Source organism: Eubacteriales bacterium, from assembly GCA_041390245.1.
Lineage (GTDB): Bacteria > Bacillota > Clostridia > Christensenellales > JAWKQI01 > JAWKQI01.
Genome location: JAWKQI010000006.1, coordinates 55,628 through 67,573, shown reverse-complemented (window position 1 = coordinate 67,573; position 11,946 = coordinate 55,628). Strand labels below are relative to the sequence as shown.

The 11,946-nt window shown below is 37.9% G+C and carries 12 protein-coding genes and 2 pseudogenes; 7 read left to right on the top strand and 7 right to left on the bottom strand.

The window, feature by feature from the left end; translation table 11 throughout:
• From R2876_07835 to R2876_07805, 7 genes and pseudogenes are all read right to left on the bottom strand, one after another.
• Positions 1-249, bottom strand: a pseudogene (locus R2876_07835) ((2Fe-2S) ferredoxin domain-containing protein).
• 10 nt (positions 250-259) lie between these two features.
• Positions 260-1,015 (bottom strand): phosphotransferase, encoded by a 756-nt coding sequence (locus R2876_07830; protein MEZ4358499.1) that lies wholly within the window; start codon positions 1,013-1,015, stop codon positions 260-262.
• Between the two features lie 11 nt (positions 1,016-1,026).
• A complete protein-coding gene (adhE, locus tag R2876_07825) occupies positions 1,027-3,636 on the bottom strand; it encodes a bifunctional acetaldehyde-CoA/alcohol dehydrogenase (protein MEZ4358498.1) in 2,610 nt (869 codons plus the stop codon).
• Positions 3,637-3,665: 29 nt separating this feature from the next.
• Positions 3,666-4,298, bottom strand: a complete 633-nt coding sequence (locus R2876_07820; protein ID MEZ4358497.1) for a redox-sensing transcriptional repressor Rex — start codon at positions 4,296-4,298, stop codon at positions 3,666-3,668.
• Positions 4,299-4,798: 500 nt separating this feature from the next.
• On the bottom strand, positions 4,799-5,734 hold the full coding sequence (locus R2876_07815; GenBank protein ID MEZ4358496.1) for a LysR family transcriptional regulator: 936 nt from the start codon (positions 5,732-5,734) through the stop codon (positions 4,799-4,801).
• Positions 5,731-6,399 (bottom strand): redox-sensing transcriptional repressor Rex, encoded by a 669-nt coding sequence (locus tag R2876_07810; protein ID MEZ4358495.1) that lies wholly within the window; start codon positions 6,397-6,399, stop codon positions 5,731-5,733. Before R2876_07810 ends, R2876_07815 begins: the two co-directional genes overlap by 4 nt.
• A gap of 100 nt (positions 6,400-6,499) precedes the next feature.
• Positions 6,500-6,760: pseudogene (locus tag R2876_07805) on the bottom strand (helix-turn-helix domain-containing protein).
• Between the two features lie 176 nt (positions 6,761-6,936).
• On the opposite strand from R2876_07805, the gene R2876_07800 reads away from it, so the two are divergent.
• The 7 genes from R2876_07800 (at position 6,937) to R2876_07770 (ending at position 11,931) form a co-directional block, all read left to right on the top strand.
• Positions 6,937-7,284 (top strand): arsenate reductase family protein, encoded by a 348-nt coding sequence (locus R2876_07800; GenBank protein MEZ4358494.1) that lies wholly within the window; start codon positions 6,937-6,939, stop codon positions 7,282-7,284.
• The gene (locus R2876_07795; protein MEZ4358493.1) at positions 7,281-7,535 is read left to right on the top strand and encodes a TfoX/Sxy family protein; all 255 of its coding nucleotides are present in this window, start codon (positions 7,281-7,283) and stop codon (positions 7,533-7,535) included. The genes R2876_07800 and R2876_07795 overlap by 4 nt, the downstream gene beginning before the upstream one ends.
• A gap of 167 nt (positions 7,536-7,702) precedes the next feature.
• On the top strand, positions 7,703-8,776 hold the full coding sequence (gene rsgA / locus R2876_07790) for a ribosome small subunit-dependent GTPase A (GenBank protein ID MEZ4358492.1): 1,074 nt from the start codon (positions 7,703-7,705) through the stop codon (positions 8,774-8,776).
• A gap of 146 nt (positions 8,777-8,922) precedes the next feature.
• On the top strand, positions 8,923-9,612 hold the full coding sequence (locus tag R2876_07785; GenBank protein ID MEZ4358491.1) for a response regulator transcription factor: 690 nt from the start codon (positions 8,923-8,925) through the stop codon (positions 9,610-9,612).
• 1 nt (position 9,613) lies between these two features.
• Complete coding sequence (locus tag R2876_07780; protein MEZ4358490.1) at positions 9,614-11,002, top strand: HAMP domain-containing sensor histidine kinase; 1,389 nt, start codon at positions 9,614-9,616, stop codon at positions 11,000-11,002.
• Between the two features lie 84 nt (positions 11,003-11,086).
• Positions 11,087-11,404: a hypothetical protein gene (locus tag R2876_07775; protein ID MEZ4358489.1), complete on the top strand. Its 318-nt coding sequence runs from the start codon at positions 11,087-11,089 to the stop codon at positions 11,402-11,404.
• A 14-nt stretch (positions 11,405-11,418) separates the two neighbouring features.
• Positions 11,419-11,931, top strand: a complete 513-nt coding sequence (locus tag R2876_07770) for a hypothetical protein (protein ID MEZ4358488.1) — start codon at positions 11,419-11,421, stop codon at positions 11,929-11,931.
• Positions 11,932-11,946: the final 15 nt, after the last annotated feature.

Genomic DNA, 11,946 nt, shown 5'->3' with positions numbered 1-11,946 from the left:
CTATTTAAGCCTTTTAAGAACTTCGTTTTCAAAGAAACTGCCAACTGTCTCCGGTGAAACGGAAAAGTCTTTATCACCTATAGATACATTGACGCCGGTTTGGCATTTTCCCATACAAAACGTTCCCGCAAGCTCGATTTTATCTTTTAAGTTATTTTCAGCTATCATATATTGAAGCTGTTCCACAACCTGACGTGAACCTTTTAAGTGACACGAACTGCCGATACAAATAGTTATTTTCATAAAATTTACCTCCTGATTATTCGTAACTTACAACGTCTATCCAGTGGAGCAAAAATTCGCGTTCTTCTTTTTTACCTTTGACAAGCTGAGAGGCGGCAACTATAGGTATCCATTTTTCAACGTATTGTCTTGCCGTATCGCTTTTTTTGCAGAACAGATTCAGATATTTACCGGCAAGGTCTATTTCACCATCAAGCCAGAATAATAGATAAGTCCTTGCAACATCTGCGGAGGCATTTCCCTGGGTGGCGTGAGACCAATCCAGAATATAGGGTACACCATCCGGTTTTATGATGATATTGGAGGGGTTAAAATCTCCATGGCATACCTTATTGTGCCTTTCCATGCCCTCCAGCTGTGTGTGCAGCTCATATCTTGTCGTAGCATCTAGCCCGCTGCTGCTGATTTTACGGTGCATTTTATCTGTCAAATTACTGAGCATCGGAGCTTTTTTGCTATGTATCTCCATCTGTGTATTTACGAATAGATTTAAGTAGCTGTCTTTCTTATCAGGTTGCTCGTTCATCAACTGCTGCAATGTTTTCCCCGGAATAAATTCCGAGCGGATAGCCCACTTACCGTCGATTTTCATAACTTCCAGAATCTGCGGAACGTTTAGACCCGTCTCTTCTACACGCGCCTGATTAAGCGCTTCATTTAAAATATTTGCTTTGGAAAAATCAGCGTCAAATACTTTAATGACAGTGTCGCCATCTCGGTATACGGTTTTATTTGTTTGGACAGCGATAACTTTATATAAATTGTTACTCATATTCCTCCTCCTTATTTACCGTAGTATGCGTTTAAATACATTTGCTTGATTTCACTCATTAATGGATATCTCGGATTGGCGCCCGTGCACTGGTCGTCGAAGGCCTGCTCTGTCATTTCATCAAGACGCTTTAAGAAATCCTTTTCATCTATACCGTAATCCTTAATTGTTTTTTTAATACCGACATAGCCTTTAAGCTCGTCGATTTTCTTTATAAGGCCTTTTAATTTTTCTTCATCTGTCTTTCCTGTTATTCCAAGGTAATCTGCGACTTGCGCATAACGTGCAAGGGTATACGGATGGTCGTATTGTGAAAACGTACCCATTTTCTTAGGTGCTTCTACAGCATTGAAGATAAGCACCTCGTTAATCATTAGAGCATTTGCAATACCATGGGGCAGATGGTGAAAAGCACCAAGTTTATGCGCCATTGAATGGCATACGCCTAGGAAAGCATTTGCAAATGCCATACCAGCCATGGTAGCGGCATTGGCCATCTTTTCTCTGGAAACAGGTTCTGCTGTGCCAGCAACGGCACTGTCGTAGGCCTGCGGCAGATATTCAAAAATCATTTTTAAAGAACGAAGCGCAAGGCCGTCTGTATAATCTGTTGCCATAACGGAAGCATATGCTTCCAAGGCATGTGTTAAAGCGTCAATACCAGAGGCAGAGGTTAATCCCTTAGGGGCGTTCATCATCATATCTGCATCCACAATAGCCATCTTCGGCATCAGCTCATAATCTGCAAGCGGATACTTGACGCCGCTGGTTTCATCCGTTATTACTGCGAACGGAGTAACTTCACTACCAGTGCCGGCCGAGGTTGGAACAGCAATGAAATACGCTTTATCTCCCATGTGGGGGAAGGTATATACTCTTTTCCTGATATCGATAAAACGCATTGCCATATCCAAAAAGTCTGCTTCCGGATGTTCGTACATTACCCACATGATTTTGCCTGCGTCCATGGCTGAACCGCCACCGACTGCAATTATTACGTCGGGGGCAAAGGCTGTCATAAGTTTGGCGCCTTCCTTGGCGCAGGCAAGTGTGGGATCTGGAGCTACATTTGAAAAAGTAGTATACGTAATTCCCATTTCGTCTAGCTTTTGTTCGATGGGTTTTGTATAGCCATTGTTATAAAGAAAACTATCAGTTACAATGAATGCTTTCTTTTTGTTCATTACATATTTAAGTTCGTTTAACGCAACCGGTAAACAACCCTTTTTAAGATACACCTTTTCAGGCGCACGGAACCAAAGCATATTTTCTCTCCTTTCAGCTACGGTCTTTATGTTTATAAGATGCTTGACACCTACGTTATCGCTCACAGAGTTACCACCCCAGGAACCGCAGCCAAGCGTCAGAGAGGGTGTAAGCATAAAGTTGTATAGGTCTCCTATACCGCCGTGCGAAGAAGGGGTATTTACAAGAATACGGCAGGTCTTCATTCTTTCAGAAAATTCTGCTAGTTTCTCTTTTTCCATTACCTCGTTAAGATAAACGCTGGACGTATGACCATAACCGCCATCGGCAATCAAACGTTCTGCTTTTAAAAGTGCGTCTGAGAAATTCTTCGCGCGGTACATCGCAAGTACGGGGGACAGTTTTTCATGTGCGAATTCTTCTGAAAGCTCAACGCTTGTAACCTCGCCGATGAGTATCTTCGTATTATCAGGTACTGTGATACCTGATAGTTCAGCAATTTTACATGCAGTCTGTCCGACGATTTTTGCGTTTAGAGCACCATTTATAATTATTGTTTTTCTTACTTTTTCGGTTTCTTCAGGACTTAAGAAATAACAGCCTCTATAGGAAAATTCATTCTTTACCTCCGTATAGACTTTATCAAGTACGATTACAGACTGCTCAGAAGCACAAATCATTCCGTTGTCGAAGGTCTTAGAGTGGATTATAGAATTTACCGCAAGAGGTATATTTGCACTGCTGTCTATAATTGCAGGTGTATTCCCAGGGCCTACTCCTATTGCCGGTTTCCCGCTTGAGTAAGCGGCTCTTACCATACTTGGGCCGCCTGTAGCAAGGATTACATCAGCTTCCTTCATCAACAGGTTGGTCATCTCTAAAGAAGGGACATCTATCCATCTGATGATACCTTCCGGAGCTCCGGCCTCGATAGCAGCTTCAAGGATCAACTTTGCTGCTGCGATGGTCGCTCCTTTTGCCCTTGGATGAGGGCTTATTATGATCCCGTTTCTAGTTTTTAAGGCCAAAAGTATTTTAAATATCGCGGTTGAAGTGGGATTTGTCGTCGGGATGACTGCTGCGATAACACCTAAAGGTTCTGCGATTTTTTTGATCCCGAAAGCCGTATCTTCTTCAATTACGCCGCAGGTTTTCGTGTTTTTGTAGGCGTTATAGATGTATTCAGCAGCATAGTTGTTTTTTATCACCTTATCCTCGACAACGCCCATACCGGTTTCATCAACTGCCATTTTTGCAAGGGGTATCCTTGCTTTGTTTGCAGCAAGGGCGGCCGCCTTGAAAATTGCGTCTACTTGCTCTTGAGAATATGACGCGTATTTTTTTTCAGCGTCCCGTACAGTTTTTAATGCTATTTTTAGCGTATCAATGTCATTAACAATTTTAAATTTTAGCATGGTTGGTATCTCCCTTGTTTTAATGTATTTTATATAGTGTCTTCTACATATCGAGTGAGTATAGGAATAGATTCTTCGATATGCTCGTTTAAAACCATTACATCGGCTGGTACATTTAACTTGCTGGTGGTAAAGTTCCAAATTGCAATAGCGCCTGCATAGACAAGGATATCGCAGATTTCTTGTGCCTCTTCTGCCGGAGCTGTGATGATACCAATCCTGGTCTTCATGCGCTCACAGAGATTTTCAAGCTTTTCAAGAGCCAAAATGTGTTTCCCATTTATCTGAGTCCCGACAAGCTCTTTGTTCTTATCGAACGCCACGACAATATTCATGCCGAAGTCACAAAAGCCATCGTAACAAAGCAAAGCGCGTCCTAAATCGCTAACGCCCACCAGTGCTGCACTGTGAGCATCTCTATATCCAAGACAGTTTTCTATTTCATTAATAAGTTCTTCTACGATATAGCCGATTTTGGGCCTTCCGCCATCACCTAATGCAGCCAGATCTTTGCGTACCTGAACATCGTTTATTTCAAGGTCGGCAGCAATTGCTGTTGCGGAGATATTTGAAGGAGCATCTTTTGGCAGCGTCTTTAAATAGGATAAATATAATGGCAGCCTTTTTAAAGTCAGCTCTGGAATTGAATTAATTTTGTTCATTTTGTTCCTCCTGTTTAATAAAATTATTTATGCGCCGTGGTATTTAAACTTTTTTTATCTATTAATAGTTTAGTGCGGTGCATTTTATATTGGAAATATAAACACGGAATATCGATATCTAAATATCGATATGGAAAATTAAACAGATATATTTGTATATATGATGATTTGCAATAATGGCAGTTAAGCTAATGATTAATTGATTATATTGTCATAAAAGCCTTTGCAAAAGGGATATCGACGCTGATATTGCGAAAGGGGAATGGCGATTAGTATATTTAATATTGATATAATTATATAATATTTATCTATTAATAATACGAAACTGGAATATCGATATATAATTATTGATATTATAAAACTGATAAGAATATTAAATAAATCATATTATAGCCGGTAAATAAAGCCAATTTGTGTAATTCTAAGAATGGGGAAAATAAATGGACATAAAAAAAGATAGTATCGAACCATTAAATTCGATACTATCTTTACTATCTTTTTTATTGATATTCTCTTAAAGAAACCTCATTTTTAGATTCATATACTTTGTCTATAAACTTTTTTTCAAGTTCGGAAAAAGTATATTTTTTCTGATAAATTAATGCATCTTTATAACTGTTAGAGGGAAAATCACATCTGCGTTGTACAAGACCATAACGCTTAAGCATATCCTGCGGTATAGGCGATACCCACATAAATGTTGAAGGAATAAGCGAAAGCAGTTCAAATTGGTTTGCTCTTTCATACAGATAAATCCTCTTTTTAGTAGGCGGATTTTTCTTAAGCTTGTCTTTATCCGTAGTTAAATAAGGAACGACGGTATCTCCGTGTATAATTTCAATAGACTTGCGTAGATCCTGTGGCGAAATTACGTTTTTGTTTGCTAGTATATGCTGCTTAGACATAAGAGCAAGATAACTGAATTCCCAAATGAGATCGCTGCATAAGTTTTTTTCTGCCAGAAAATTTTGAAAATACTGTTCGTAAACGGTTTGGTAACGGATGATTCCAATTTTAAATGTCCCATCTACTACATTGTTTATCGTTTTAACAGAACCAGTCTCCAGTATATTGAGTTCCATACCCTTTGATTGGTCTAATGCTTCTGTGAAGCGAATAAGCGCTTTTGAAATATAACTGCCCCGCGGCATTGAGACACTCAGTCTCTGTACATTTTCGTTATCGCTGTTACCGATTGCTTCCATTTTTTCAAGCTGTTTTAAAATTTCGCGTGCGTGTTCAAGGAATGTACTACCCTTAACTGTAGGAACAACGCCTTTGGAAGTTCTTTCAAAAATGGCATAACCTAAAGTATCCTCGGCTTCTTTGATTGCTTTGCTTAAGTTAGGCTGCGCCATAAAAAGATTTTCCGCAGCCTGCGTAATGGAACGGGTGCGTTGTACTTCTATAGCATATTTAAAAAACATGGTATTCATGGAGTCACCAGCTTACCTTTCTGCATTTTTTCACGCAGATGTTTAGAAAGTAGGGCAAGAGAAGCTGCCATATTTTCGTTTTGGACAAGGATATCTTTAGGAACGGACAGATGAACCTGTGCAAAATTCCAAATGGCAAGCACCCCTCCAGCAACAAGCTGGTCACAAACTATTTGAGCTTGCGCTGCAGGAACAGTGATGATGCCGATGTGTATTTTCATACGGCGGCAAATATCGCTTATTTTTTCAACGGACAGGATACATTTATCATGTATATTTTTGCCTATTAACTCTTCATTTTTATCAAATGCTGCTACAATCTTTAGGCCGTATGCGTCGAACCCGCCATACTGCAAAAAGGCCCTGCCCAAAGAACCAACGCCGACGAGAGCTGCTTCGTTGGTATTTTGGCATCCAAGCAGATTTTCTATGTCATCAATTAAGTCTTTAATTTCAAATCCATATTTTGGTTTTCCTTGCGAAGAACTGGCTGCCGCAAAATCTTTGCGAACCTGTATCTCACTGAATCCAAAATGTGAAGATACGCTAGGGGCAGAAACACTTGTAGCACCTTCGGAATAGAGCTCTTTTAAATATTGTAAGTAATAGGGCATTCTTTGAAATGCTTGCAGTGAAAGATCTTTTACTTGTTTGTTTTGATCCATAACACCCTCCATCAATATCTTGATATCGATATTATACGACCGATACTGTTTTGCGTCAATAGGTGAACTTAAATTAGCTTAAATGGAATCTTAACCATTTTTAACTGTTATTTTTAGTATTCCGTAATGCTAAAGCTCTATACTCGCTAGGTAATAACCCCGTATTCTTTTTAAAAAGTTCAGAAAAACGGCCGGCTGCATTATATCCAACGACTTTGGCAATCTGCCCGATGGAAAGTTCTGCATTGAAAAGCAGGTGTTCTGCTTGCCCTATTCGGCGTTGTTGTATGTATTCGGTTATAGTGCGCTTATGTATCTGTTTGAATGTAGACTTTAACTTTGTAGTCCCCATACAGGCGATCTATACGTAAAGAGGGTTGTTTTGTTAGATAAGAGATGCTTATAGCATTAAAGAAGAGGTTTCTTGACAAAAATAATATAGCATTTATATAATTGGTTAACCAAAGATATTTAAAGGCGAAAATATTTATGCTAAAAAGAGTAGCGAATAGTTTTTTACAAAGGGAGGATACTAAAATGTTATTTATATGTTATCCTAGATGCACTACCTGCCAAAAGGCAAGGGAATGGCTTGACAACAATAAGATTTCATATGATTTTAGGGATATCAAAATTTCAAATCCAAGCTACGATGAACTAAAAGCGTGGCATAAAAAAAGCGGGTTACAACTAAAAAGGTTCTTTAATACCAGTGGCCTAAAATACAAATCTCTTAAATTAAAAGAGAGGTTACCGGATATGAGCGAAGATGAACAGCTACGTTTACTCGCTACGGATGGTTTGCTGGTAAAACGCCCTGTTTTAATTGGAGACGATTTTATTCTGGTTGGTTTTAAGCAAGCAGAATGGGAGAGACTAAAATGAGCGAACTTACAAAAATGCCAAACATAGGTGAAAAACTTGAAAATCAGCTTCATAAAGTAGGTATAAATACGCCGGAGGAACTAAAGGTGATTGGCAGCCGCGACACTTGGCTTCGTATCAAGGCTATCGACTCGTCGGCTTGCTTAATGCGACTTTCAGCTCTAGAGGGTGCAATTAAAGGTATCCGATGGCATTATCTAGATACAAAAACAAAAGAAGAACTTAGAGAATTTTATCATACCCATAAATAACTAAGGTTATAAAAAGTATTATATAAAAAAGAAAAGGAGAAATGATTTATGTTAAATAAAACTCGTAAACTGGAGATTGTTTTTGGCGAGGAGGTATATGTAAGATAAGGATTTAATTCATTATACCTCCATTTATTAAAATTATTTCAGTTACGGAGGTAATAAATTTGAATAAATTAAAAAAATATGGAGCAAGCGACCGTTTCTTTGCTGAAGCCACCTTGTTTCCGGATTTGAACATGGCAAGAGTTATATCGCAGTATAAAGACCTTTATCGAATAATTACAGACAAAAGCGAGGGATTTGCCGAAGTATCCGGAAAATTCAGGCATGAAGCTTTACGCCTTTTTAATTATCCTGCAGTCGGCGATTTTGTAATGGTCGACCGTGAGGTGATGCACTCTGGAAATGCAGTTATTCGAAAGGTTTTAACGCGGAAAAGCTCTTTTGAACGTATCGCTGTTGGCCTTGTCAATCAAACGCAGGTTGTTGCAGCTAATATTGACTTCGTGTTTATCTGTATGTCACTAAAAGACGACTACAATTTAAGCCGCTTAGAAAGGTACCTTTCTGTCGCGTGGGACAGCGGTGCAATACCAGTAGTTGTATTGACCAAATCAGATTTATGCGAAAATTTGACAAGCACACTATCTGAAGTTTCCTCTGCCGCAATAGGCGTTGATATTATTACTACATCAAGTATTGATAAGGATTTCTATTTAAAGCTACTATATTATTTGCAGCCCGGAGTAACCGCATCGTTTATAGGTTCATCCGGCGTTGGAAAATCCACTTTGATAAACCTGCTGGCAGGAAGAGACGTTATGGCTACATCAGCTGTCAGGGGAGATGGTAAGGGCCGCCATACAACAACCCGGCGGGAACTACTTATACTCCCGCAGGGCGGTATAGTGATAGACACCCCCGGAATGAGGGAGCTTGGCGTAGAGGCTGTAGATTTGTCTAAATCTTTTGCCGATATAGACGAACTCATTTCGCAATGCAGATTTAATGATTGTACACATGTCTGCGAACCGGGATGTGCAGTACTTAAAGCTATTGCATCGGGCAAGCTGGATGAAAGGCGTTTTAAGAATTACCAGAAACTTAAAAAAGAAGCACGTTATGACGGGCTTTCTTTTAAGCAGATAGAAACCGAAAAGTTAAATGCAATGTTTAAGGAAGCAGGCGGGATGAAAAAAGCGCGCGACTTTATTAAGGAGAAGGACAAACGAAGATAAGCTTATGCATATTAATAAAAAGCGGAGGGTGATTGACTCTTCGCTTTTTTATTAAAGTAATGATTAAGTTTCTTACCAATAATTTACAATATTCTAATTTTATATTAAAATATGTTAAAATATAAAAAAACAATTAGGTGAAATAAATGGAAAAAAGTAAAATTTTAGTTGTAGATGACGATAAGAATATCTGTGAGTTATTAGAGCTTTATTTACTTAACGCGGGATTTGAAATAAATATATGCAACGATGCAAAAAGTGCCAGGGATAACCTACTGGTTAATACATACGACATAATCCTCTTAGATGTAATGCTGCCTGATGTGAAGGGATATGAACTTTGCCAGTTTATTAAAGAAAAAAAGGATATACCAGTGATAATGATAACGGCACGCGATATGTTGAAAGATAAAATACAGGGATTTAACTGCGGGGCAGATGATTATATTGTTAAACCATTCGAGCCTGTAGAAGTTATTGCCAGGATAAATGCACGATTACGTAAACCTAAGGTTAAGGAAGGCAGTAATACAAACAGTATACTCAAAATCGGGAAAGTTACGGTGAATATAGATGCGTATGAGGTTAAAAAAAGTGATAAGCATGTTGATTTAAAGCCAAAGGAAGTTAAACTTTTACATTTTCTTTTATTAAATAAAAATATCGTTATGTCAAGGGATACGCTTTTACAGAAAGTATGGAATTATGAATTTTCAGGAGACACGAGAACTGTGGATGTCCATATTAAAACATTGCGAAAAAAGCTTTTAGATAAAGGCGATAGCTGGGATATCAAGACAGTGTGGGGCGTTGGCTATAAGCTTGAGGGCAAGTAAGATGTTTAAAAGTATATTTCAAAAAATATTTGTTACTTATCTTTCTATTTTGATACTTGTCATGATAGTGCTTACTGTGACAATTTCTTCACTTGCAGATAATTATGTTTACAATGAAAAAAAAGGTGTGCTTCAAAGTGTTGCCTATAAAACTAATAGTATAGCAAACGATTATTCAAATGGAGAAATAAGCAACTCTCAGCTGACTGAGTTAATAGATTCTATGGGATATATAACTGATACCAAGATTTATATTGTAAAAACAGATGATTCAGGTAACATCAGTTTAGGAGATGAACTTGGTGACGATTATTTAAGGAATGCGATTGATAAAGTTTTAGAAGGGGAAGAAGTCTTCCTAGTTAGGCAGTACTCTAAAGGATTTGAGGCGCAGATGCTTGTCGAAGCTTATCCGTGGGCAGATTCGAGTGGCATAAAGGGCGCTATCTTGCTTTTTTCTCCCGAGAAGGAGATATCGTCTATTGTCAGTAATATCCGCATAATAATATTGCTGACTGCAGCAGCATTTGTTTTGATAGGCGGCTTTATCATATACCTATTTTCAAAGAGAATAGTAAGGCCTATAAAGGAGATAGATACAGCATCCAGAAAAATGTCGGAAGGGGAGCAAGTTGAAGATATAAAGATACGTTCTAAAGATGAGCTTGGCAGCCTTGCTTCTTCCTTTAATAGTATGAAGGGAAAATTAATTAAGAATGAGGAACTGCGGCAGAATTTAATTGCCAATATTTCTCATGATCTTCGCACACCAATAACCAGTATAAATGGGTTTATAAGCGGAATGTACGACGGAGTTATAAAACCGGAGGATTATCTTAAGTATATAGGTATAATACGCCAGGAGACAAAACGCCTTATAAGTTTAACCGGAGAGATACTGGAAACTGCAAAGATCCAATCCGGGAATATTGAGCTTAATAAAAATACCTTTAACCTAAGGCGAATTGTAGATAATGCTGTAAAAGCAAATAAGCAAATTGCTATAGATAAACAGATTAAAATAGTAACCAATGTGTCTAAAGATATTAAACTTCATGCAGATGCTAAAAAAATAGAACAGATTTTATATAACCTTATTAATAATTCTATCAAGTATTCTGACGAAAATAGTATAGTAACTGTAAATGCAGAACAATTTAAAGATAAAATCAAAGTTTCAGTAAAAGATACCGGCGCTGGCATACCGCCAGAGGATATACCTCATATATTCGACAGGTATTTTAGGGCAGACGTGACTAAAGGAAAAGACGGTTTTGGTTTAGGACTTTGCATTGTAAAAACATATGTAGAAGCTCATGGCGGACATTTAGAGGTTAAGAGCAAAGTGGGGGAAGGTACTCAAATTTCTTTTGAAATACCTGCTTTATAACGTTTACAAACTGTTTACATTTAATCTGATTGAGTTTTACACCTTAAAAATATAATACATTTAAGCTAAAGCAAGGAGGGTGTTATGAAAAAGATCTTATACGTATGTTTGACAATTGTATTTTGTGTCATGCTTTTTAGTGCCTGCGCAGGCGAAAACAACGAAAGCGCAAGTCAAACACAGACCGATAATGTAAGTACCACATCGCCTAGTGCATCGCTTAACGAAGGTGAAGGGCAGACAGATTCTTCAATTATTGCAAAATCATCTAATACCGTTTCTGATAAAGAAAAAGAAGAAATATTAAATGATTTATCAAGCGAATTGGACAGTGCCCTAGATAATGTCAATGACCTTCAGGATCTCAACGATTCAGATTTAGACGTTGACGATATCGATTAGAGAGGAGAATTAAAATGAAAAAAAGAATAGCTATAATACTTTCAGTAGTTTTTATCTTTACAGTATTTACAGGATCAGTTGCATATGCTGCTAACGGGAATAATAGTTCGAGCACCACATCTAATGGCATGAAAACAAGAAGCCAATATATAGAGGAGATAAAGCCTCTTGTAAATGAAATAGTTGCTAATAAGGAACAGATTAAATCATTAACCCGTGAATTGAACACAGTACGCCAACAGGCACAGGTATGCATTGAGAATTATAAGGAAGATATTGACTCTGTTACAGAGGAGCAGATTCAGGAAATGCAAAGAATTATGTCGCAGATCAAAGAGTGCAATACTACACTTAAAAATTCAAATGCATCGATGGAAAAAAATAGACAAAATTTAAGAACTATGAAACAGAACAAAAATTATGAAGCAATAAAGACAGCATACAAAAACATCATAAGTATTCAGGAACAAAGAATAGAGCGCATTCAGAAACTTATTGAACTAAATAAAGAAATTCTAGATATATGATTTGTCTCTTAAATA